This is a genomic window from Pseudomonas lundensis, assembly GCF_002269125.1.
Classification (GTDB): Bacteria; Pseudomonadota; Gammaproteobacteria; order Pseudomonadales; family Pseudomonadaceae; genus Aquipseudomonas; species Aquipseudomonas lundensis_A.
On the sequence record NZ_NQKI01000028.1, the window covers coordinates 13,554 to 36,135 of the forward strand.

The window sequence follows — 22,582 nt, forward strand, 5'->3', positions numbered from 1 at the left end:
TGTGGTGCCATTCTTCGCCATCTGCAGCCGTATACATCGTCCACAAAGACTAATCAGGCGCTGAGTAGCAGCGTCTTGAGCACGCCCTTGAGGGTTTTGCCCGAGGCGTTGCGTTCGAACGGGGTGTGCTGCACGTGAATCCGTGCCGGAACTTTGTAACTGGCCAGCCGCGCCGCCATGAAGGCCTTGAGTGCGTCACTGTCCGGGGCCCGGCCCGCCTCGCCGCTGACCACCAGCAATACCACTTCGCCCAATGCCTCATCGGGCATGGCCAAAGCCGCCGCTTCGATTACGCCAGGCATTTCACAGGCGCAGGACTCCACTTCCGCGGCGGAGATTTTTTCGCCGCCGCGATTGATCAAGTCTTTGGCGCGATCGGTGATATAGAGGAAACCTTCGTCATCGAGCATTCCGATGTCTCCGGTGTCCAGCCAGCCATTTTGCAAGGTCTGCGCGCTGGCATCGGGCAGGTTCCAGTAGCCGCTCATCAAGGTTGGCGAGCGCAGCCAGATCACACCGCTGACACCCGCAGGCACCGGATGATCGGGGCTGTCGCCGATGCGCACATCCACGATGGGCAGTGGCCAGCCGGCAGCAGCCGGTTTATAAACGAACTGATCGCCGCCAATCGCAGCGCCGATGCCATTGCTTTCCGTCAAGCCATAACCACTGCCGCCGACGGCTTCAGGTTTACGCTGGGTCAAATGTGCCAGCAGGCTGCTGGAGGGAGCGGCACCGCCCAGCCCGAGGCCGAACAAGCTCCGGGTGTCAGCGGTGCCGAAACGCGGTGACGTCAACAGCTGCTGCATCATCACCGGCGCGCCGTTGAACTGGGTGCATTGTTCGTCGCGAATCAGGTCCAGGGCCGTTTCAACGTCCCACTTGTACATCAGCAGCAGGCGTCGACCGCTGCGCAAGGCCAGCAGAAACTGCGCGTGCAAACCGCTGACATGAAACAACGGCACCGCCATCAGCGTCGTCGGCGCATAGCCACTGTTGATCACCACACTGATGCGCTCGGGCGAACTCACCGCGCAAAATGCGCCCTGAAACTCCAGCGCCACCAGCGCCTGACATACCGCACGGTGCGTCGACAGTACGCCCTTGGCCAGACTGGTGGTGCCCGACGTGTACAGAATCAGCGCCGGATCATCGGCACTGACAGTCGCTGCCGGAACACGCACGGGCGGCTCCGCGAGCAGGTCATCAAGGCGCTGGCAATGTTCTTCCAGTGGCGTGCCGTCAGGCGTGCCCACCACCACGGTCGCCAGCCCCTGCTCACGCAGGTCGCGGGCTAACAGCTGCAAGCGTGGTGCATCGCACACCAGCACCTGAGCATTGCTGTCTTGCAAACCATGAAACAACTCATCGCGCAGGCCCCAGCTATTGAGCGGCACACACACGGCACCGCAGCGCTGGACGGCGGCAAACGCCACCAGCCACGCCGGTTGATTGCGCATCGCAATGGCGACACGATCCCCCTGGCGCACGCCAAAGCGCCGCACCAGTTGCCCGGCGAGACGGTCCACCTGATCGAAAAATTGGCTGAACGTCAGCCGCTGCTGTTCCCACACCAAAAATTCGCGGTCCCCGTGCACCCGACCGCTGTCGATGGCTGCCCACACGTTGGCGGCGGTGTGGCGGAAGTACTTCAGGCCGCTGCCCGCTGTGGTCTGAACTTCATAGGGCGAGCCCGGGCCAATCAGTTGCTGCCAGGCGCCCTGCCATTGCTCAAGCTTCATCTTGTTATTCTCCAGACGTTAAGCGCCTATACCGACTCAGGCGGGCGCGAACGCCAGCGAGGCGTAGCGCTCGCAGTGGAAATCGGCATCCCCCAGACACGCTTGGGCAACGCGGATGCGTTTAAGAAACAACCCGACATCCAGCTCGTCGGTCACGCCGATACCGCCGTGCATTTGCACGGCTTCATTGGCCACGCGCACGGCCATTGAACCAGCCTTCCACTTGGCCAGGCTGGCCACCCGCTGACGCTCGCCCTCAGCCAACGCCGGGTCGTCCAGCGCGGCAAGCCCGGCCATCACGGCACTGCGTGCCAGTGACAGTTCGACATATAACTGCGCCGCCCGATGTTGCAGCGACTGAAACGAACCGATCGCGACATCAAACTGGACCCGGGTCTTGAGGTAATCGAGGGTCATTTCAAACAGTTTTTCGGCCATGCCCAACAGTTCAGCCGCCAGGCACACCCGGCCCCGGTCCAGCGCCGTGTTCAGCGCAGGCCACGCTGTGCCCGGATCGCCCAGCAACGCATCGGCGCCAAGTCGCACCTGTTCCAGGCGCACTTGCGCATGGTTGCGCGAGTCAATCAGGGGCAACGCGCTGACCGTCAGGCCCGGTGCATTGGCAGGCACCAGAAACAGGCTGATGCCCTGCTCCGGAATCGATGTGTGTGCGGTACGCGCCGCCACCAGATACGCATCGGCACCGACCCCGTCGACCACAAAGTACTTGTGGCCATCAAGGACGTAACCATCGCCATCCGCTTGCGCGGTCAAATTCACGCACTGCGGGCTGTGACGCGGACGCTCCTCCAGGGCCAGGGCCAGACGGCGCTCGCCGTTGATCACCGAAGACAACCACACGTCTTGCTGCTGCGCATTGCCCAGCACGTGCATCAGCGAGCCGCTGAGTACCACGCTGGACAGCAACGGCGTGGCGCTGAGGTTTTGGCCGATGGATTCAAAAATCGGCCCCAACCCCATGCAGCCAAAGTCCAGCCCGCCGAGGTTTTCCGGGAACGGAATCGCACTCCAGCCCAGCGCCACGGCGTCCTGCCACACCTGCGTGTCAAAACCGGGTGCACGGTGCTCATCGCGCAGTGCACGTTGCCGTGTGACCGGGCTGCGGGCTGCCAGAAACTCGCGGGCGCTGTCGGCCAGTAGCCGTTGTTCTTCGCTATAAAGCAGAGTCATGGTGGATTCCTTACTTCACGTCAGGCAGGCCGAGGACCCGCTTGGCGATGACATTGAGCTGGATTTCCGAAGCGCCGCCCGAGATCGTCAGGGCGAAGCTGTTCAACCAGCCGCGGGTGATGGCCTGTTCCTGCGGGGTGAAAGCGTCCTTGTCCCAACCCAGCGCGTGATACCCCATGACCTCCAGCAGCACTTCAAACTTGTTGCGCTCCTGTTCGGTGTGCACCAGTTTCATGATCGACATCAGCCCGCTGACGTCTTGCCCGGCCCGGGCCTCTTCGCCCATGCGCTGGACAGTCAGGTTGTAAGCCTGCTCATCCATGGCGCACGCGACAGCCCGCGCCACCAGCGCGTGTTCAGACTGTCCCTGCGGGTTCGGCAGGTAGTCCTGCACCAGCGACAGCAAATGAAAATGCGTCGGCAAACTGAACTCGCCGAACTTGGACATGGCCTTGCGTTCGTGCTGTAACAGGTGTTTGGCCAGATTCCAGCCACCATTGAGCGGGCCGATCAGTTGGCTTTTGGGCACCTTCACGCCATCGAAAAACACTTGGCAGAAGGCGGATTTGCCGCTGATCAAATCAATTGGCGCGACGCTGACACCGGGGCTTTTCATGTCCAGCACAATCAGGCTGATGCCCGTGTGTTTGCTCGCTGCGGGATCGGTACGCACCAACGCGTACATCCAGTCAGATTTGTCGCCGTACGAGGTCCAGATTTTGCTGCCATCCACCACAAAATGGTCGCCCGCGTCCTTGGCCGATGTCTTGAGACTGGCCAGGTCGGAGCCCGCATTCGGTTCCGAAAACCCCTGACACCAGCGCACTTCACCGCGGGTCATGGGGGTCAACAACGTTTTTTTCTGTTCTTCGGTGCCAAATTCCAGCAACACCGGGCCGAGCATCCAGATGCCGAGGTTGATCTGTGGCGGACGGCATTTCAGGCGCCGCAGTTCGCTTTCCAGCACCGCGTTGTATTCAGGGCTCAAGCCCCCGCCACCGTATTCGACGGGCCAATCGGGGCAAAACCAGCCTTTATCGCGCATGCGTTCAAACCAGACGCGGGCGTCTTCACTCGCAAACGCCACCTCACGGCCACCCCACACCAGTTCCCCTTCAGGAATCGCCTTGCGTTGCGAGGGCGGGCAATTGGCTTCAAGCCAACTGCGGGTTTGTTCTCTGAACTGATCAATCGCACTCATGTGACTCACCTGTTGATCATGGGAAACGGGTTAACGCTGGGTGCGTGGCATGCCCAGGCCGAATTGGGCGATCAGCTCGCGCTGGATTTCATTGGTGCCACCGCCAAACGTCAGGGTCACCGAGGCCCGCACTTCGTACTCCAGGTCACCGTGCAGCACAGCGGCGTCTGACCCGCTGCGCACCAAACCGCTGGCACCGACGATGTTGCTCAGCAGGCGCAAAATCTCGATCCCGGATTCCGAGCCGTACACCTTGGTGGTGGACGCCAGCGCCACGTCCATGCGATCACGCTCCAGATCGGCGGCAATGCGCAGATTGATCAGGCGCATGGCTTCCAGACGCGCATAGCACTCGGCCAGCCCGGCACGTACCCACGCGGTATCCATGGCGCGCACACCATTTTCGTCAGGCTGACGCGCCCACGCCCAGACACGCCGGAACAGCCCCACCACCTTGTCCGACCACGCACCCAACCCGAGCCGCTCGTGATTGAGCTGCGCGGTGATGAGCTTCCAGCCGCCGTGCAACTCACCGACCAGCATGCCCTGCGGCACCTTGACGTTGTCGTAGTACGTGGCGGCCGTCGGGTTGCTGGTGGTCGGGATGACGGTGGTTGAAAAGCCCTCGGCCCGGGTGTCGAGAATCAGGATAGACACGCCTTTATGCCGAGGGCGCTCCGGGTCGGTTCGCGCGGCCAGCCAGATGTAATCCGCCGATTCCGCGCCAGAGGTCCAGAGTTTGTTGCCATTGACCACAAAGTGATCGCCTTCCAGGCGCGCCGAGGTTTTCAGCATCGCCAGGTCACTGCCTGCCTCCGGTTCCGAATAGCCGATGGCAAAGATGATTTCCCCGGCTGCAATACCCGGCAAAAACTGGGCTTTCTGCGCCTCGGTGCCGTATGCCATCAAGGCGGGACCGACAGTGCTGATGGTCACAAACGGCAGGGGCGCACCCGCAATGTTGGCTTCTTCAAAGAAGATGAACTGCTCGGTCGGCCCGTACCCCTGACCGCCATGTTCCTTGGGCCATCCCACCGCCAGCCAGCCATCGCGCCCCATCTGGCGGATCGTGTCGCGGTACAGCTCGCCGCCTTCCTTGCCGCGCAACTGTGCGCGCAAAGCCGGTGTCATCAAGTGTTGAAAGTAATCGCGCACGGTATGGCGCAGGGCATGTTGTTCGGGCGTAAGGTCAACGAACATAAAAGCTCCTTAGGCTGCGCCGAGAATCAAACCGCTGGTAGGCACGCCGGTGCCGGCGGTAACCAGCACGTTGTGCACATCATCGACCTGGTTGACCGAGGTGCCGCGCACTTGACGCACTGCCTCGGCTACACCGTTCATGCCGTGGATATAGGCTTCGCCCAACTGGCCGCCGTGGGTGTTGATCGGCAGCTTGCCACCTCGGGCATGGTGCCCGGCCCGGATGAATTCCTTGGCTTCGCCCCGCTCGCACAAACCGAACTCTTCCAGTTGCGGCAGTACAAACGGCGTGAAGTGGTCGTAGATAATGGCGGTTTGCAGCGCGTCCGGCCCCAGCCCTGATTGGCGATACAGCTCTTTGGCGACCACGCCCATCTCCGGCAGCCCGGTAATGTCATCGCGGTAAAACGAGGTCATGATCTGCTGCCCCGAGGTGATGCCCTGGGACCCCGCTTTGATCATCACCGGCTTCTGGCGCAGGTCCTTGGCGTACTCGGCCGAGGTAATGACCATGGCCACGGCGCCATCGGATTCCTGGCAGCAATCGAGCAAGTGCAACGGTTCGCAGATCCAGCGCGACGCTTGATGCTCTTGCAGCGTGATCGGCTTGCCGTAAAAGAAGGCGGCCGGGTTGGTGGCGGCAAAGTCGCGCACGGCCACGGCCACGCGGCCGAAATCTTCCGAGGTGGCGCCGTAGGTGTGCATATACCGTTGGGCAAACATGCCCACCCACGATGCCGGCGTATGCAGACCGTGGGGCATGTACCAGCCGTAATTGACGTTTTCAAAGATCGGCGTGGAGGCAAAGCCATAGCTGCCGCTGCCAAACCGGTACCACGAACGCTCGTTCATGGCGCGGTACACCACCACGACTTTGGCCACACCTGTGGCCACCGCCATGGCGGCGTGCATGATGGGCGCGCAGGCCGCGCCACCGCCGTGGGGCACCTGGGAGAAGAACTTGACGTCTTTACAGCCCAGCAGGCGGGCGATTTCATACTCGGGCACCTTGTCCACCGAGTAGGAGCTGAACCCCTCCACGTCAGCAGGGTTGATACCTGCGTCTTTAAGGGCCGCCAGGGTGGCTTCCATCGCCAGACGCAGTTCGGTGCGCCCGGAATTTTTCGAGAATTCGGTGGCGCCCAGACCAACAATGGCGGCGCGCCCGGAGAGTGACGATTGCGACATGTGAACTGTCTCCCGCTGTCAGGGTAAAACCAGCGCGACCGTGCCGGTCACGTGGTTGCCCATGGAATTTTTGCCGCTGAGGGTGATTTCCACCGTGCGCGTGGCTGCGTCTTGATGGCTGACAACGCCGTTGAAGGTCATGCAGTCGCCGGGGTAATTCGGCGCCCCCAACTTGATCTTCAAGGAAGCAAAGCGCGCTAGCGGGCCTGCCCACTCTTCGACATAACGCTGCACCAGCCCGTTGGTGGTCAGGATGTTCATGAAGATGTGCGGCGAGCCCAGTGCCTGCGCCGCCTGCATGTCGTGATGACCTGGGAAGTAATCGCGCGTGGCAATCGCTCCCCCGGTAATCAGGCCAACGGTAATAGGAATGGCCAGTTCCGGCAGGGTCTCGCCGGGGCGCACGTCGTCAAAGCGCTTGGTGTTCTTCGAGGTCATATTTCCATCCCAGCTTGTCGTGGTGGCTCAGCCAATTGCCGAGGTGTTCAAGGCTGGCGGCCGAACCGCCCAGCGCATTGCCAAGTGCCCGGCTCCAGTAGAGAAAACGGTGCATCGGGTAGGTCAGGTCGACGCCAATGCCGCCATGTACGTGCTGCGCGTTGTGCCCGATCACATGCCCGGCTTCGCACGCTTGCCAGGCCGTGGCCAGTGCTTCGGATGGCGCCGGCAGGCCGGCGTCGAGGCGGTAACACAATTGCCAGAGGCAACTGCGCAGGGCTTCGAGTGCGATGTGGGCGTCGGCCATGCTCATTTGCACCGCCTGAAAACTGCCGATGGCGCGGTCGAACTGACGGCGCTCGGAGACGTACGCCACCGTGCGCCGCAACTGCTCGGCACTGACACCCAATTGCAACGCCGCCAGCGCGGCCGTGGCCCGGGGTTCTAGCCATTGCAAGGCCGCGGTGGGCAACAGCTGCCCGGCCCCGATAATCAGTCCGTCAATGCGCAGGTCCGCGATGGCCTCGCCGTGGGTCATGCGCCCGGGCACATGCGTGATGCCCTTGGCCGCCAGCTCGACCCAGGCCAGTCGCGGTTGTCCTTCCGCCATCACCAGCAGTAGCGCGGCCTGGGACTGCTCGGCCAAGGCCAGTGCCGACACGCGGCCTTTCAACTGCCAGCCCTGCGCGTGGGGATGTGCATGCACCTGCACCCCAAGGGCACTGTGCAAACCACCAAGGTCCAGCGTCAGCAGCGCACGCCCTGCCGCCGCCTCCGTGGCCCAGGCTTGTAAGGTGTCATCACCGAAACCGGCGAGGGTGGCCGCCGCCAATTGATGGCGCCACAAGGGCACTTGCCCCAAGGCATTGCCCTGGGCTTGCAGCACCTGCATCAGGTCGGCCATGCCCAACCCGCTGCCACCCTGAGCTTCAGGAATGGCCAAGGCTTGCAAACCAGTCTCTATGCACAGCTCCCACAGCGGTTCCATGAAGGCCTGATCGCCCGTATCAAATTGGCGCAGGCGGTCGTCGGTGCAATAGTCGGCAAACACGCTGCCGGCCATTTCAGCGATCGCGTGTTGATCCTCTGTGAATTCGAAATCCATACGCCCCCCCCTTACTCGGCCACAGGCCGGAACAGCGGCAAGGTCAACTCACCGTCAAAGGTTTGGAACTCCAATTGCACCGGTTGCCCGATACGCAAGGCATCACGCGTGACCCCGGTCAGCCCTGCTACCAGCCGAACGCCCTCCTGCAGCTCAATCAGACCAATGGGGTTGGGGTGATCGAACGGCGCGACTTCGGGGTAATGCATGATCACGAAGGAGTACAGATGCCCACGGCCACTGGCTTCGACGCTGTCCCAGTCAAAGGAATGGCATTCGATGCACACCGGCGCTGGCGGATGCCGCAGGGTCTGGCACTGGGTACAGCGCTGGATCAACAGCTTGCCTGCTTCGCAGCCCTCCCAGAAAAACCGCGTGTCGTCGCTCATTCCCGGTTTCGGGCGTTTGACCACGGGCGCAGCGCTCACATCGGCCGGGGCCTGGGGCGCGGCTGGCGGGTGCGCCGGGCGGAACTTGAAGACGCGGAACAACAGTTCCCCGACAGCTTCGTCGCCGCTTTTATGCACGACGAAATACTGCATCACCAACGTGACGAAAAACCCGGTGCCTAACCCCGTGGTTTTCTCGTCGCCCACTGAATCCAGGCGCGTGGTGTAGTAGAGCTTTTCGCCGGGACGCAGGTTGCGGTTGAAGGTCAACTCCGAGTTCACCGCCACCACTGACGGGTAACCGTAGGACTCGATCAGTTTGAGCACTTCGTAAGGGTTTTCGGTGGTTGAGCCAGGCGGGTAATGGTTGGCGTGAAAGCCTTCCATGCACCACACCTGCAACATCGAAGGCGGCGCCACCAGTCCGTCCTGCTCACTGTTGGCAGCAAAGGCGGGATCGGTGTACAGCGGGTTATCGACACCCATGATTTCGCACCATTGGCGAATCATCGGGGCGTTGACATCGTCCCAGGCGTACACGCGACCATATTCACGCCCCACCAGGGCGCGCACGTCGGTTAGCAATTGAGAATCAGCCAAGTTCGTCTCCTGCAGGATGAGCGCGGCAACTTGCGGGTTGCCGCAGAGGGTCGATCAATGCCCGGCGTTCTGCGCGGCACCCAGAAAAGCCGGGCGTTCGCCGCCGCCGTGCAGCAACAGGTTGCAACCGCTGGCATACCCCGCCATGGGCGATGCGATAAACAGGCAGGCGTTACCAATGTCTTCAGGCAGCGCCATGCGCCCGGCCGGTATCCCGGCGCTGACGGCGGCGACACCCTGTTCATCGCCGTAATGCAAATGCGACTGTTCGGTGCACACCAAACCGGGGCTGACCGCCACCACGCGCACCTTGGGCGCCCATTCCACCGCCAGCGATTGCACCAGCGCCAACACACCGGCCTTGGCTGCGCCATAAGCCGCCGTACCCGGCGAGGCACGCAACGCGCTGATGCTGCCGATAAACACAATGCAGCCGCCGTCTGCCTGTTGCTGCATCAGCGCATTGGCCTGCTGCGCCACATTCAGGGGAGCGATCAGGTTGAGGCGGATAATGCCTTCATGAAAACGGGGCGAAACACTGGCCGCGTCGGCGGCAGGGCTGCCACCGGCGTTGTTGATCAGCACATCCAGACGCCCGAAATCGGCACGGATGCCGTCGAACAGGGCCTTGAGCGAATCCAGGTCACGCACATCGCAGGCCATGAAGATCGCCTGCGCCGAACCGGCCTGTGGCAGTGCTTCGGGCGCCGTACGGCCACACACAATGACGCGCGCTCCGGCCTGCAAAAAACTGCACGCAATGCCTGCGCCGATGCCTTTGGTTCCGCCGGTAATCAGCACCACCTTGTCGGTGTAATCGAGTCCTGAATGTTGGCCCATGAGGCGCTCCTTTTCTTCTGATGGAGCCACTCTAGGGGCTTATTCGCGGGTGCTCGTCGTCTGAATGGACGATGAAGCCGCGCCACGCCAACGCAACACTTCAGCGCACGCGGCACTGCCAGCCATCGCTCATGAGGAACGCCATGTCAGCCCCTTCCACCGACCCGGTTTTGCTCGAATTCCCGAGCCCGGGCGTCGCCCTGTTGCGACTCAATCGGCCCCAGGCCACCAATGCCCTGAGCCTTGAATTACAGGCTTTGTTGTCACGCTATTTCGTGGAACTTGCAGAAAATGCCGAGGTGCGCTGCATCCTGCTCACCGGTGGCGAGAAGGTGTTTGCGGCGGGCGGCGACATCAACAGCATGGCCGGGGTTGGCCCGATCGACATTTATCAGCGCCACACCGAACGGGTCTGGGCGCCGATTCAGCAGTGCCCGAAGCCGGTGATCGCTGCAGTGTGCGGCTACGCCTATGGCGGCGGTTGTGAGCTGGCGATGCTGGCCGACATCATCGTCGCCGGGCGCGGGGCCAAATTTTGCCAGCCGGAAATCCGCATCGGCATCATGCCGGGGATCGGCGGCACGCAGCGGCTAGTACGGGCCGTGGGCAAGGTCAAAGCCATGCGCATGGCCTTGACCGGTCAACCCATCAGCGCAGAAGAAGCCTGGACGGCCGGGCTGGTCAGCGACCTGGTGGACGATGACCAGGTGCAAGCCCAGGCACTGGACATTGCCAGACAGATTGCGGCGATGCCGCCGTTGGCGGCCGAGCAAATCAAAGAAGTGATCCTGGCCGGGATGGACGCACCGCTGGAGGCCGGCTTGGCGCTGGAGCGCAAAGCCAATGCGTTGCTGTTTGCGTCACGGGACCAGAAGGAAGGCATGCAGGCGTTCATCGAGAAACGCACGCCACGGTTTGAAGGTAAGTAAACCCGGGGCCGCGTCAGCATCTCAAGGCTGGCGCGGGCCCGTTATTGTGTGGGTCAGGCGTTCACCTTTGCGCGCAATTCATTCTTCGCCACTTTGTTCGACGCATTGACCGGCAACGCCTCAAAGAACCGCACCTGCCGGGGCACTTTGTAATTGGCCATGTGTTCACGCGCCCATTCAATCAACTGGGCTTGATCCAGTGACTGGCCGTGGCGCAGCACAACACAGGCGCAACCCACCTCCCCCATGCGCTCATCGGCAATACCGATGACCGCCACCTGCGCGACAGCCGGGTGCTCCATCAGCCCGGCCTCGATTTCGGCCGGGTAGCAGTTGAAGCCGCCGACGATGAACATGTCTTTCAGGCGATCGGTGATGCGCAGGTTTCCCGCAGCGTCCAGCACGCCAATGTCGCCGGTGTGCAGCCAGCCTTCGCTGTCAATGGTTTGCGCAGTGGCAACCGGGTCTTCGAAATAGCCTTGCATGACATGAAAGCCGCGCAGGCAGATCTCGCCGGTGTTGCCTGCTGCAAGGGGGCGGTTGTGCGGGTCGCGAATGCTCACTTCTGTGCCGGGAATCGCCCGGCCGCTGGTGCCAGCGATGGTCTCGGCCGCATCGTGCGGGACGCAGATGGTCGCCAGCCCACCGCATTCGGTCAGGCCATATGCGGTGGTCACCACGGCGAACCCCAGCTCACGGCGCATGCGCTCAATCAGGATGGGCGGAATCGTTGCTGCGCCGGTGACAGCAATCCGCAAGCTCGACAAGTCCGTCTCGGCCAGTTTCGGGTGGGCCAGCATCGACAGGTACAAGGTAGGCGGCCCCGGCAGCACGTTAATACGTTCTGCGGCGATGCGTTGAAACACCGCCTCGGCATCAAATACCGCGTGCGGCAAGATGGTCGCCCCGGCCAACAAGCAGGTCAGCCACCCCGCCTTGTAGCCAAAGGCATGGAAAAACGGGTTGATGACCAGATACCGGTCGCCCGCCTGCAAGCCAATCACCTTCACGTACTCGCTGAAGGCGCGCAGGTTTTGCCCGTGGGCGCTCATCACGCCCTTGGGCTTGCCCGTAGTGCCGGAGGTAAAGAGCAGATCGCTCAAATCGTTGGCCTGGACACTGTCCGAACGCGCCTGCGCAGAATGTTCGCTGACCGTGGTGCCCAAGGCCAGGAACTCATCCCAATCCAGGTCGAGGGCGCTGGCGACCTGCCCTTCTTCCAGCAGCACCATGTGTTCAAGGCTGGCGGGGCGACAAGGGGCCAGCAACGCCAAGTAATTGGTGCCAAGGAAATGCGGCTGCACAAACAGCACACGGCTGCCGCTGCGTTGCAGGATGTCAGCTGCTTCACTGCCTTTCATCCGGGTGTTGATGGGTACCATGACTGCCCCGGCGCAATGAATCCCCAGCGCGGCAATGATCCAGTCGCGGCCATTGGGCGCCCAGATTGCCACCCGATCGCCCTTCTCGATCCCCAGCGCCATCAGGCTGCGGGTCACCGCGAGGGCGAGTCGGGGCAAGTCTCGATAGTCAGTGCGCTGCCCATGCGCTTCAATGGCCGTGCGCCCGGCATGCTGTTGCGCCGCTTGCTGCAACAAGTGAGGAATGGAGCTTGGCAGGCTCAAGGTGTCGTCACGCAGGACGTCAAGGGTGGAATTCATCGGTCACTCGTCTGGCGAATTATTCGGGGAAACACACGCGTAACTGTTCACTGCGGGGGATGGACTGGCAGGCCAGTACCCAGCCTTCACTGAGCTCCTGCTGATCGAGGGCATCGTTGCGCAGCATCTCTACCGCACCGCGTTCGACCGTGCACATGCAGGTGGCACACGACCCCACCAGACACGAACTGGGCGGACTCAGCCCGGCGCGTTGCATGGCATTGAGCAGGGTTTCACCCTCGGCGCACGGGACTTCGAATTCTTCGCCGTCGAGGCGTACCGACAGTTGGCTGCTGACGCCATCGGGGTTCACCGCGGGCAGCTCTGGCACACTGCCTTCTTCGGGCAGTGAAACAAAGCGCTCCACGTGAATACGCCCGTGTGGCATGCCCAGCCCTTGCAGGGCGCTGACGGCGGCGTCCATGAACGGCCCCGGGCCGCAGATAAAGGCTTGGGCATGGGCCCACGGGCGGGCGATTTCTGCCAATTGCGCCACCGCCGGAATGCCCTGTACCGAATCCAGCCAGTGAATCACTTGCAGCCGCTGGGGGTAGGCGCTGGCCAGGGCCTTCAGCTCGGCGGCGAAGATCACCGAGGCTTCATCGCGATTGGCGTAGATCAGCAAAACCCGCCCGCTGCCGGCAATCAGCGCAGAGCGCAGGATCGACAGCACTGGCGTCACCCCGCTGCCGCCGCCAAACAGTACAAAGTCATCGTCAAAGTGACGTGGCACGAACGCCCCCGCCGGCGCCAGCACGTCCAGTTGATCGCCCTCGCGCAGTTGCTGACACAGCCAGTTAGAGGCGCGGCCGTCACGCACTTGCTTGATGGTCACCCGCAGTGGCTCATCGTGCAGCGGTGTGCTGGACAACGAATAACAGCGCGGTAGCCATGCACCTTCGAACGGCACGCGCAGGGTCAGGAATTGACCGGGCTTGTAGGTGAACTGCTCGCGCAACGCAGGCGGAATGTCGAACACCAGTGAGCGCGAATCAGCGGTTTCAGGGATGATTTGCGCGATGCGCAGCGAATGGTAGGCAGGTGTATTCATTTTAAATACTCATCACAAACTGGCCGCTGTCGATGCGCAGCTCTATACCATTGATCGCGCGCGACTCATCGCTGGCCAGAAACAACACGCTGTTGGCCACGTCTTCAGGCAGGCACATCCGGTGCATCGGGTCACTCTCGATGGTCAGGCTGGCGGGGTCCAGTCCGGCCGGGAACGTGCCGGTTGTCATTGGGGTAAGAATCCCGTCCGGGTGCAATGAATTGCAGCGGATGCGGTATTTGCGCCGACGGCAGAGCACCGCCACGGTACGGGTCAGGGCGGCAACGGCCCCTTTGGAAGCACTGTAGGCGGTGTAGTCGTCGCGTCCGGCGAGTCCGGCAATCGACGACATGTTAATGATCGAGCCGCCCTCGCCCTCTTTCATCAACCCCAGTGCCGCCCGGCAGCCCAGAAAAACACTGTCGCTGTTGACCCGTTGCACGCGCTGCCAGTCCCGGTAGTCGGTGTGTTCAATGTCACCGTGCAGCAGAATGCCCGCGTTGTTGAACACAATATCCAAGCGTCCGTAGGTGGTGCGAATCACGTCAATGACCCGCGCCCAGTCCGCCTCGCTGGCCGCATCATGCGCCAGGAACAGGGCGGCGGGACCGATTGCCTGCGCCAGTGCCTGCCCGGCCGCGACGTCAATGTCGCTGATCACAACCTGCGCCCCCTCTCGGGCCAACAGCCGGGCGCTGGCGCGTCCCACACCGCTGGCCCCACCGGTAATCAACGCCACTTTGCCTGCTACGCGTGCGCTCATAGGGTGCTCCTTCACAGGGTTTCAGCCGCCAGTTGGGCCCGAGCGGGCTGGCTGTCAGTAGCAACAGCCTTGCCTGCACGGCGCCCGGAAAACACGCAGTCGGCCAGCGAAAGGCCGCTGATGTACAAATGCGAGGCGATGCCGATGGCGGTTCGCCCGGCACTGTACAACCCGGCAATCGGTTGGCCGTTGCCATCCAGTACCGCGCCGTTATGTTCGTCGACCTTGAGGCCGCCCAAGGTCAGCGCCCCCAATGGAAACACCGGGTTGCTGACACTGATGTCACAGGCGTAGAACGGGCCCTGATCCAACACCTGGCGGCTGCCCGGCGACTTGCCAAACGCATCGGGCGCCGTGCCACGTGCGCCTGCGTTATAGGCTTGCAACGCAGCCTCAAGGGTTTCGCCGTGCATGCCGCAAGCGCTGGCCAGCTGCGACGCATCGCGGCCTTTGCGCACCTTGAACAGCATCAATGCCAAGGCTGGCAATGCCTGAAACCACCAATAGCCGTCGAACAGCGCCTGACGAATCGCCTGCTTGCGCAAGCGCGCATCCAGCACCAGCCAGGCCTTGCCGCCCTGCTCTTCACACAGCGGCTGGCCGAGGGTGGCGCCATACACTTCTTCGTTGCAAAAACGTCGGCCTTCGGTGTTGACCACAATCCCTTTAGGCCAGCAAAACGGCGGGTTGATAAAGCGCCATGCCGACACCCGGCTCAGGCGATCACCTTGTGCGCCCACCGATTGCCCCAGGCGCAGGCCGCTGCCATCGCAGCCGGTAGCGCCGACCTTGAAGTTGCGGCGAAATTTGGGGGCATGTTCGCGGATCAGGTCGCGATTGAAGATAAAGCCGCCCGTGCTCAGGATCACGCCTTGGCGCGCCCGTATCAGCACAGGTCGGGCATGCTCGCGCTCCAGCTGGCTGACGGTGTGGCGCAAACGGTCGCAGTAGCCCGGCGCAAAGTTCTGCAGGCGCTCGGCCCGTGCCGCCAACCGTGCATGCTGCTGCGCCTCGCGCGATCCGGCAGGCATCTGCCACAGCTCAGCACCGACGACCCGGCCCGTCTCATCCACCACTAACCGACGCGCAGCCGATTGCAGCAACGGCTGCACCCCGGCACGCAGGCAGGCAGCTTGCAAATGGCCATATAACACGGCGCCGCACTGGCCTTTGCCAACCGTGCGATGGCCCCGTGGCGCCGGCGCGTGCGTGCCGCTGTGGGACGGCACCAGTTCGTTGCCGGAGTAATACAGAAAGTAGCCATCGGACGGGTAGGACGTCTTGCCGCCCGGGGGCACGCTGTGGGCGTAACTCGCGCCGTGGCTTTCGAGCCAGTTCAGGTTGCTGACGCTGTCCGCGCAGAATTGACGCAAGGTGTCGTCGCTGATAACGCCAGCGGTTTCGTGTTTGAGGTAATCGAACATCGCCTGTGGGCTGTCATCAAAACCGGCTGCCCGTTGTTGCCGGGTGCCGCCCCCTGCGTAGACCACACCACCGCTCTTGGCGCTGGCCCCGCCGCCAGTAAAGCGGTCTGCAACGATCACGCTGGCGCCGTGGGCACGGGCTTCCAGCGCGGCACAGGCGCCCGCGGCGCCCCAGCCGATCACCAGCACGTCACAACTGTCGTGCCAAGCCTGATCGGCCACGTCACACACTCGCAATGGCGCGAGGATGTCGGTGTTGCTGGTGTGCGCTGCCGGGCGGTTCATACTGCCGCCTCGGCCTTGGGCGCGGACGCCACGGGCGCATGGCGGGCAATGTGGTTGGCGGCAATGTAGCCGAAGGTCATGGCCGGGCCAAGGGTGCCACCGGCGCCGGGGTAGCTGGTGCCCATCACTGACGCCGAGCAGTTGCCAATGGCGTACAACCCCGCAATCGGCTGGCCGTCTTCACGCACCACCTGGGCGTGTTGATTGGTCAGCAAGCCGCCCTTTGTACCGATGTCTCCGGCATCCAGGCGCATGGCGTAAAACGGGCCTTTGCGGATCGGCGCCAGGCACGGGTTGGGTTTGAGATTGCTGTCGCCGTAATAGCGGTCAAAGACATTGCCGCCCCGGTCGAAGTCGAGATCCTCGCCGGTTTGGGCGTACTCATTGACCTTTTGCACCGTGTCGCCCAAGCCGTGGGCATCGACGCCGATTTGCGCAGCCAACGCCTCCAGGCTGTCGGCTTTCCAGTACACGGTGTTGAGCCACTCTTTACGCAAGCGGCTGTCCGGCATGACTTGGGCGGGCATTAACGGCCCCATCGCATAATGAAAACGGAAGTGCCCGTCAAAAATGACCCACGCAGGCACCGAGCGCCCTCCGGTCTTGAGATTGTCTTTGTACATGGCGTCAACAAACTCCAGGTACGGCGCCGCTTCATTGACAAAACGATGGCCGAGGCTGTTAACCACGATGGCGCCCGGAAATGCCCGCTCGGCAAACACGCCGCGGGGTTTTTCTTCGCCGGGCACGGCAATCGTGGGCGCCCACCAGGCCCAGTCCATCAACGCCGTGGCAGCCCCAGCATTGAGGCCTGCTTGCAACCCCGCCCCGGTGTTATTGCCCGGCGGCGTCGCGCTCCAGGACGCGCGGGTAGGTTGCGGCAGGAATTTTTCACGCAGGGCCTGGTTCTGTTCAAAGCCGCCAGAGCCAAAAATCACGCCGCGCCGCGCCTTGAGCGTCAGCAGGTTGCCAGCGCTACGGACTTTAATGCCGGTGACCCGCTGATCCTCGACCACCAGCTCTTCAAAATCAGTGTTGAGCCACAGCGGCACGTTGCGGTCCATCAGCGAGCGGCGCAGCGAGGCGACCAGCGAGCTGCCCAGCGCAGCGCGGCGGTCGAATTTGCTTTTACGGCGCCATTTGAAGTCCAGTTTGTAGCGCGCCATCAATTTGAAGATCAGCCATTGCCAGCCAAAACTGCGGGCCATGGCGACGTGCGCGTCACGTGCGGTCCACGCGATGCGCCCCATCAGCAAGGTGGACGGTGACGGTTTGCGCAGGTTCGCCAGCTCTTCACCCAGCAGGCTGGTGTCGAACAGCTCCGGGTCCAGCGTCCGCCCGCCGGGCAAGGCGCCGGGCAAGTGCGGGTAATAATCGGGGTATTTTTCCGCCACGGCATAACGCACGCGGCTGTTATGCGTCAGTTGCTTAATCATCGGCGCGGCATTGTCCAGATAGGCGCGCAGGCGCGCTTCATCGCCGTGTTCGCCGGTGGCGGCCTTGAGGTATTGCATCGACAACTCAGGGCTGTCATGCCCGCCTTTGGCTTTGAAGTAGTGGTTATTGGGGATCCAGATGCCGCCGCCGGATATCGCTGAAGTTCCGCCATATTTGTCACTTTTTTCGACAATCAGCACCGAAAGGCCCTGATCGGCGGCGAACAGGGCCGAGGTCATGGCGCCGGCACCGGAGCCGACCACGATCACGTCATAGCTGGACTGAGACTGAACTTGAGCCGTCATTGTTGTTGTGCCATCCGCTGAGGTCTGAAATTCATGCTGACGTCACGCCCGCCGCTGCCGTGTGCAGGCACGGGCAGTGACGGGCGCGGTGCGTTCAACGCGTGTGGAGCCGTTTACACAAATGGGTCGGCGTTAGGCAGGCCCAGTTGCACCAGCCCGTAACTGCGGCGGTAAGCCGCCTCGTTGTTGGCGATATGCCCGCGCGCTTGATGCAGGTCGCGGAAATAGCGCGCCACCGGATTGCCGCTGTACAGGCCTGACGCCGCCATGCACCGCAGCAGGTCGCTGGCCCGGTCGGCACACACGTTGGTCACGTGGGACGACTGATAGCGGTACAGCAAGCGCGTTTCGACATCCGGGTACTCGCCCGCTTCGGCCAGGGCCAGCAGGTGCCCGTAATTGCGCGCCAACACCAGTTTCAGGGCGTCCACGGTGATAATCGCTTCAGCCACGGCAGCTTGCGCCGCAGGGTCTTCAGCGGTTTTGGCGCCATGCTTGCCGATGTGCCCGGCGGCGTTGTCGCGGAACGCGTTGATTGCACCTTGTAGCGCGCCAATGGCCGAGGTCGAGACCGCCCGGGCAAACACTTGGGCGAACGGGATCGAATACATCGGGTTGGTGTTGATCCGTCGCCCGGGGGTCGCTTCGACGCTGTAGTTATTGGTGCGCTGTACGCGGTGGGCGGGTACGAAGACGTCTTCAACCACGATGTCGTGGCTGCCGCTGCCGCGCAGGCCCAGCACGTCCCAATTCTGTTCAATGCGGTAATCGCTGGCCGGAATCAGAAAGGTCCCATGCTCGGTGGGGCCCGTCTCGTCTTGCGGCACGATGCCGCCGAGGAAACACCACTGCGCGTGCTGGCTGCCACTGGAAAACCCCCAACGGCCGCTGACCTGATACCCGCCCTTGACCGGCGTCACTTTGGCCACTGGCATGTAGGTGGAGGCCACCAGCGCCGAGCTGTCTTCGCCCCACACATCGCGCTGGGCCTGTTCCGGGTAGCGGGCCAGTTGCCATGGGTGGACGCCCATCACGCCAAACACCCAGGCCGTGGACATGCAGCCTTCGGCCAGGGTCATCTGGATTTCAAAGAACGTGCGAATGTCCACTTCGTGACCACCCCACGCCTTGGGCTGCAGGGCGCGCAGCAAACCGGTTTCCTGCAAGTCGCGCACCGTGGCATCCGGCAACTTGCAGTCTTTGTCGGCTTGGGCCGAACGGCTTTGCAAAGCCGGGATCAGGGTGCGTGCGCGTTCCAGCAGCTCAAGCTCTATCGGACTTTTCACTCGGGTCGGGTCCATCTTTGGTTCTCCGTCAGTCTCTCGCTGCGCGGATGCGCGGGCGGTCTGTGACGAATAATCCGATCTGTAACGCCCGGCATCATCGTCAAAGCGGACTAGCCCCAACCCTGTTGTGTTTTAATTGCCGCCTTTTTTCAGCCTCCGTGTTTCAAGGAACAGCCCCATGCCGTCGACTGCCCCCACCCGCGTCCTGATCATCGGTTACGTGTGGCCAGAGCCGCGCTCCTCAGCGGCGGGTGGGCACATGATGCAAATCATCGAGAGCTTTTTGCAGCAAGGCTGGCACATTACCTTCAGCAGCCCGGCCGGTGTGGGCGAGCACAAGGCAGACCTGGCGGCCTTGGGCATCGATGAGGTCAGCATCGAGCTCAACAACAGCAGCTTCGATGCCTTCATCTGCGCGTTGGCGCCGGACATCGTGCTGTTTGACCGTTTCATGATGGAAGAGCAATTCGGCTGGCGGGTCGAAAAACACTGCCCCGACGCCCTGCGGGTGCTGGAAACCTCTGATCTGCAGAGCCTGCGCGATGCTCGTCATCAGCAGCTCAAGGCACGCCTCAAGCACAGTGGCGACCTGGACGATTTCAGTGCGTTGTTCGCCCCGGCCACCGACGAGATCTTCGAACAAATGGCTGAAACGGACTTGGCGCAGCGCGAACTGGCCGCGATTTACCGCAGCGACCTGAACCTGATGATTTCCGAGTTCGAGATCGACTTGCTGGTGGAGCAATTTCACGTCCCCACTGCGTTGCTGCACCTGTGCCCGTTGATGGTGGATGGCGTACCCGACACCTGTGTGCCCTACGAGCAACGTCAGCACTTCTTGAGCATTGGCAACTTTCGCCACGCGCCAAACTGGGACGCGGTGCTGTGGATGAAGACCACGCTGTGGCCCTTGATTCGTCAGCAACTGCCCGATGCCCAGTTGCACATTTATGGTGCCTACACCCCGCCCAAGGCCACTGCCTTGCATAACCCGGCCCAGGGTTTTCATGTGCTGAACTGGGCCGAGGACGCGCTGGCCGTGATGAGCCAGGCGCGGGTGTGTCTGGCGCCGTTGCGCTTTGGTGCGGGCATCAAGGGCAAGATTGCCGATGCCATGCTGTGCGGCACGCCTAACGTCACCACGCCAATCGGCGCCGAAGGGATGCACGGTGACCTGCCATGGGCCGGAGCCATCGCGACGTCGGCTTCTGCGATAGCCGCCGCTGCGGTGGAGCTGTATCGCACCCCTTCGGCATGGCATCAGGCTCAACAGCACGGGCGGACACTGCTTGCCGAACGTTACCAGCAAAACGTTCATGGTCCGGCACTGGTGCAACGGATTGAAGCCTGCCGCGCAGACCTGCCACGTCACCGTCGCAATAACTTCACCGGGGCCATGTTGCGCCACCATCATCACAAAAGTACGCAGTACATGGCGCAATGGATCGAGGCCAAAAACCGTTCACTTTAACGGCTTGATGCCCCACAAGGTTTGCAGCGCGGCGCTGAATGAGGGCGCTAGGATGCGATTGCCGTGGCCGCTGAGGTGGTTGGAATCAAAGAACAACGGTTTGCCGTTTTTCCTGTCATAGGCCGAACAGAGGGCGGTCGGGCACAACACCGGGAACGGGTCCCACACTGCCAGCGCGGGCTGCTGCTGTTGTAAACGCTCGAGCAACGCCAGTTGCGGGGCACGCAAGCGTTGCAAGGTGCTGCGAAACACCGTCAGGCCGGGGGCACACACCGGGTTCATGTGATTGAACCAGTCGGAACAGCGGCTTGGCGGTGCCTTGAATAATGGTTTGGGGGCCTCGATCAACACCTGCAGCCCGGCTGCTTGCAAACGGTTAAGGGTTGCCAGCGCCGATGCATACGCGGCCGCCTGCTCGTGCTCAATCCCTGCAAGCAAGTCATCGACCACGGGGGTTTCCCCTTTTGACCATTCAAGCCCCTGAAGCTCCGGCATGCGCAGGGACGGCAGAAACACGATGTCCCCAGGCCGGGCGCGGGCCTCCAGATCCTTGAAATCCGCCTCACGCCGGGCAGCGCATCCGGGCGGGTCGGCGGCAATCAGGGTCACCACCCCGCAGCCTCCCCGCTCATACTCAATCACCTTGATGCCCATTTGCAGGGCGATCAGGGTGAACAGGGTGCGATAGGCGGCAGCGTGCGAGTCGCCCAGCACGAACAGCCGTCGCCCCTGCAAACGCGGCTCGTCAAGGGCGGGCAGCGGCTCTGCGGGCCAATGCCGGTAGGCATACCAGGTGTACGTGTCGCGGGTCTGGCTCAAGGACAGGTGTTCTGTTTGACGGGTCATCGCCACGCACGTGAGCGCCAAAAGCCCGACTGCCGCACCGCTCACGGCAAGCGTCAGGCCGGGGGCGCGTAGCTGCCGTAAGGGGCTGGCACGCACCGGCCTTTCGAGCCAGTGATACGACGCAGCGGCCAGTGCGAAGACCAGTACGGGGTACAGGCATTGAACCCATAACAGTTCCAGCCCGGTCGTCCATTGGAAAAACACCCGCACCGGCCAGTGCCACAGGTAAAGGGAGTAGGACAAACGACCGATGTACGTCAGCGCGCGACCTTGCAACACACGCTGCAACGGCATCGCGCAGTGTGGCGCTGGCAGGATGATCGCCGTCAGCAGCAACAGCGTGCCCGATACCGTGACCACCGCCCACGGGAACGGAAACTGACTGGGCCGGGCCAAGCCGAAACTGCCGATGAGCAAGGCTGCCCCGGCCAACAACGTAATAGTGCCCAGAGGCACAGAGGTCAACACGCCTCGCTTAGCGCCAATGGCCTGATACAGCATGGCGCCGGCGGCCAGTTCCCAAAAGCGGCCGGGCAAGAGGTAAAACGCTGACAACGGCGCATTGCTGGTCTGCAAGGCGCACACCAGCAGCGACACGGCGGCCAGTACGGGCAGCAGCGCCCGTGCGAGCCATGATTGTGTGCGGTAACGCAGCCACAGCCAAAACAACCCGGGGAACAGCAGGTAGAACTGTTCTTCGACCCCCAGTGACCACGTGTGAAGAAACGGGTTGAGGTTGCTGCCGGGGGAAAAGTAAGTGTCTGTGTGCAGTGCCAGCACGGCATTGCTCAGCCCGAAAAATGCCGCAAGCCCTGTGCGATTGATGTGATCGCTGAGCCAAAACTGCGGCATGAACATCGCAGACAGCATAAAGCTGACCAGCAGCACGCACAGCAACGCGGGCAGGATGCGCAGACAGCGGCGTCGATAAAAGTCGGCCAGATACGTCAACAACCCGGATGACGGCCGTTCACTCAGGGATTGGCTGATGACATACCCCGAGATGACAAAGAACATGTCCACCCCAACAAAACCGCCGGGCAGGACATTCAGGTAATCGCTGTGGAAAATGATCACCGCCAGTACGGCAATGGCCCGCAGGCCATCTATGCCGTGGATGTGCGCGTAAGAATGGTGAGGCATCGGGGAACCTGCTCGCACGGACTGTTGACCGGTAAGGACAGTAACCTTGCGTTACGTATTGAGCAGTAGTCCCCATCTTGTTTCGAC

At 62.4% G+C, this 22,582-nt stretch carries 18 protein-coding genes; 2 read left to right on the forward strand and 16 right to left on the reverse strand.

Features of this window, described 5'->3' with window-relative positions:
- Positions 1 to 53 precede the first annotated feature (53 nt).
- The 9 genes from CJF39_RS16560 to CJF39_RS16600 are packed head-to-tail and all read right to left on the reverse strand — an operon-like array spanning position 54 to position 9,894.
- Positions 54 to 1,742 carry a class I adenylate-forming enzyme family protein gene (locus tag CJF39_RS16560; RefSeq protein WP_094994393.1) on the reverse strand — a complete coding sequence of 563 codons (1,689 nt, stop codon included), beginning with the start codon at positions 1,740 to 1,742 and terminating at the stop codon, positions 54 to 56.
- Between the two features lie 36 nt (positions 1,743 to 1,778).
- A complete protein-coding gene (locus tag CJF39_RS16565) occupies positions 1,779 to 2,933 on the reverse strand; it encodes an acyl-CoA dehydrogenase family protein (protein ID WP_094994394.1) in 1,155 nt (384 codons plus the stop codon).
- 10 nt (positions 2,934 to 2,943) lie between these two features.
- Positions 2,944 to 4,134 (reverse strand): acyl-CoA dehydrogenase family protein, encoded by a 1,191-nt coding sequence (locus CJF39_RS16570; RefSeq protein ID WP_094994395.1) that lies wholly within the window; start codon positions 4,132 to 4,134, stop codon positions 2,944 to 2,946.
- Between the two features lie 30 nt (positions 4,135 to 4,164).
- Positions 4,165 to 5,334: an acyl-CoA dehydrogenase family protein gene (locus CJF39_RS16575; protein WP_094994396.1), complete on the reverse strand. Its 1,170-nt coding sequence runs from the start codon at positions 5,332 to 5,334 to the stop codon at positions 4,165 to 4,167.
- Positions 5,335 to 5,343: 9 nt separating this feature from the next.
- Positions 5,344 to 6,522, reverse strand: coding sequence for a lipid-transfer protein (locus tag CJF39_RS16580; RefSeq protein ID WP_094994397.1), 1,179 nt, complete (start codon positions 6,520 to 6,522; stop codon positions 5,344 to 5,346).
- Positions 6,523 to 6,540: 18 nt separating this feature from the next.
- Complete coding sequence (locus CJF39_RS16585) at positions 6,541 to 6,960, reverse strand: MaoC family dehydratase (protein WP_094994398.1); 420 nt, start codon at positions 6,958 to 6,960, stop codon at positions 6,541 to 6,543.
- On the reverse strand, positions 6,932 to 8,065 hold the full coding sequence (locus CJF39_RS16590; RefSeq protein WP_094994399.1) for an acyl-CoA dehydrogenase family protein: 1,134 nt from the start codon (positions 8,063 to 8,065) through the stop codon (positions 6,932 to 6,934). The genes CJF39_RS16585 and CJF39_RS16590 overlap by 29 nt, the downstream gene beginning before the upstream one ends.
- Before the next feature lie 11 nt (positions 8,066 to 8,076).
- On the reverse strand, positions 8,077 to 9,054 hold the full coding sequence (locus CJF39_RS16595) for a bifunctional MaoC family dehydratase N-terminal/OB-fold nucleic acid binding domain-containing protein (RefSeq protein ID WP_094994400.1): 978 nt from the start codon (positions 9,052 to 9,054) through the stop codon (positions 8,077 to 8,079).
- 54 nt (positions 9,055 to 9,108) lie between these two features.
- Complete coding sequence (locus CJF39_RS16600; RefSeq protein WP_094994401.1) at positions 9,109 to 9,894, reverse strand: SDR family oxidoreductase; 786 nt, start codon at positions 9,892 to 9,894, stop codon at positions 9,109 to 9,111.
- A gap of 143 nt (positions 9,895 to 10,037) precedes the next feature.
- Here CJF39_RS16600 and CJF39_RS16605 point away from each other — a divergent pair, with 143 nt between their 5' ends.
- Positions 10,038 to 10,823 (forward strand): enoyl-CoA hydratase, encoded by a 786-nt coding sequence (locus tag CJF39_RS16605; protein ID WP_094994402.1) that lies wholly within the window; start codon positions 10,038 to 10,040, stop codon positions 10,821 to 10,823.
- Between the two features lie 53 nt (positions 10,824 to 10,876).
- Here the strand turns inward: CJF39_RS16605 and CJF39_RS16610 are convergent, their stop codons facing one another.
- From CJF39_RS16610 to CJF39_RS16635, 6 genes are all read right to left on the reverse strand, one after another.
- Complete coding sequence (locus CJF39_RS16610; protein WP_094994403.1) at positions 10,877 to 12,484, reverse strand: FadD3 family acyl-CoA ligase; 1,608 nt, start codon at positions 12,482 to 12,484, stop codon at positions 10,877 to 10,879.
- A 19-nt stretch (positions 12,485 to 12,503) separates the two neighbouring features.
- A complete protein-coding gene (locus tag CJF39_RS16615; protein WP_094994404.1) occupies positions 12,504 to 13,535 on the reverse strand; it encodes a ferredoxin--NADP reductase in 1,032 nt (343 codons plus the stop codon).
- A 1-nt stretch (position 13,536) separates the two neighbouring features.
- The gene (locus CJF39_RS16620; RefSeq protein WP_094994405.1) at positions 13,537 to 14,298 is read right to left on the reverse strand and encodes an SDR family oxidoreductase; all 762 of its coding nucleotides are present in this window, start codon (positions 14,296 to 14,298) and stop codon (positions 13,537 to 13,539) included.
- 11 nt (positions 14,299 to 14,309) lie between these two features.
- Positions 14,310 to 16,007, reverse strand: a complete 1,698-nt coding sequence (locus tag CJF39_RS16625) for an FAD-binding protein (protein WP_094994406.1) — start codon at positions 16,005 to 16,007, stop codon at positions 14,310 to 14,312.
- Entirely contained in the window at positions 16,004 to 17,749 is a 1,746-nt protein-coding gene (locus CJF39_RS16630; protein WP_094994407.1) for an FAD-binding protein, read from the reverse strand. The genes CJF39_RS16625 and CJF39_RS16630 overlap by 4 nt, the downstream gene beginning before the upstream one ends.
- 113 nt (positions 17,750 to 17,862) lie before the next feature.
- Positions 17,863 to 19,050, reverse strand: a complete 1,188-nt coding sequence (locus CJF39_RS16635) for an acyl-CoA dehydrogenase family protein (RefSeq protein WP_094994408.1) — start codon at positions 19,048 to 19,050, stop codon at positions 17,863 to 17,865.
- A 163-nt stretch (positions 19,051 to 19,213) separates the two neighbouring features.
- Here CJF39_RS16635 and CJF39_RS16640 point away from each other — a divergent pair, with 163 nt between their 5' ends.
- Positions 19,214 to 20,506, forward strand: coding sequence for a glycosyltransferase (locus CJF39_RS16640; protein WP_094994409.1), 1,293 nt, complete (start codon positions 19,214 to 19,216; stop codon positions 20,504 to 20,506).
- Here the strand turns inward: CJF39_RS16640 and CJF39_RS16645 are convergent.
- The gene (locus CJF39_RS16645; protein WP_094994410.1) at positions 20,498 to 22,495 is read right to left on the reverse strand and encodes an acyltransferase family protein; all 1,998 of its coding nucleotides are present in this window, start codon (positions 22,493 to 22,495) and stop codon (positions 20,498 to 20,500) included. The two genes, CJF39_RS16640 and CJF39_RS16645, sit on opposite strands and share 9 nt — an antisense overlap.
- Between the last annotated feature and the right edge of the window lie 87 nt (positions 22,496 to 22,582).

Coding starts and splice junctions, on each gene's coding strand:
- CJF39_RS16560 (WP_094994393.1), bottom strand. CDS start 1,742: ATGAAGCTTGAGCAATGGCAGGGCGCCTGGCAGCAACTGATTGGCCCG.
- CJF39_RS16565 (WP_094994394.1), bottom strand. CDS start 2,933: ATGACTCTGCTTTATAGCGAAGAACAACGGCTACTGGCCGACAGCGCC.
- CJF39_RS16570 (WP_094994395.1), bottom strand. CDS start 4,134: ATGAGTGCGATTGATCAGTTCAGAGAACAAACCCGCAGTTGGCTTGAA.
- CJF39_RS16575 (WP_094994396.1), bottom strand. CDS start 5,334: ATGTTCGTTGACCTTACGCCCGAACAACATGCCCTGCGCCATACCGTG.
- CJF39_RS16580 (WP_094994397.1), bottom strand. CDS start 6,522: ATGTCGCAATCGTCACTCTCCGGGCGCGCCGCCATTGTTGGTCTGGGC.
- CJF39_RS16585 (WP_094994398.1), bottom strand. CDS start 6,960: ATGACCTCGAAGAACACCAAGCGCTTTGACGACGTGCGCCCCGGCGAG.
- CJF39_RS16590 (WP_094994399.1), bottom strand. CDS start 8,065: ATGGATTTCGAATTCACAGAGGATCAACACGCGATCGCTGAAATGGCC.
- CJF39_RS16600 (WP_094994401.1), bottom strand. CDS start 9,894: ATGGGCCAACATTCAGGACTCGATTACACCGACAAGGTGGTGCTGATT.
- CJF39_RS16605 (WP_094994402.1), top strand. CDS start 10,038: ATGTCAGCCCCTTCCACCGACCCGGTTTTGCTCGAATTCCCGAGCCCG.
- CJF39_RS16610 (WP_094994403.1), bottom strand. CDS start 12,484: ATGAATTCCACCCTTGACGTCCTGCGTGACGACACCTTGAGCCTGCCA.
- CJF39_RS16615 (WP_094994404.1), bottom strand. CDS start 13,535: ATGAATACACCTGCCTACCATTCGCTGCGCATCGCGCAAATCATCCCT.
- CJF39_RS16620 (WP_094994405.1), bottom strand. CDS start 14,298: ATGAGCGCACGCGTAGCAGGCAAAGTGGCGTTGATTACCGGTGGGGCC.
- CJF39_RS16625 (WP_094994406.1), bottom strand. CDS start 16,007: ATGAACCGCCCGGCAGCGCACACCAGCAACACCGACATCCTCGCGCCA.
- CJF39_RS16630 (WP_094994407.1), bottom strand. CDS start 17,749: ATGACGGCTCAAGTTCAGTCTCAGTCCAGCTATGACGTGATCGTGGTC.
- CJF39_RS16635 (WP_094994408.1), bottom strand. CDS start 19,050: ATGGACCCGACCCGAGTGAAAAGTCCGATAGAGCTTGAGCTGCTGGAA.
- CJF39_RS16640 (WP_094994409.1), top strand. CDS start 19,214: ATGCCGTCGACTGCCCCCACCCGCGTCCTGATCATCGGTTACGTGTGG.
- CJF39_RS16645 (WP_094994410.1), bottom strand. CDS start 22,495: ATGCCTCACCATTCTTACGCGCACATCCACGGCATAGATGGCCTGCGG.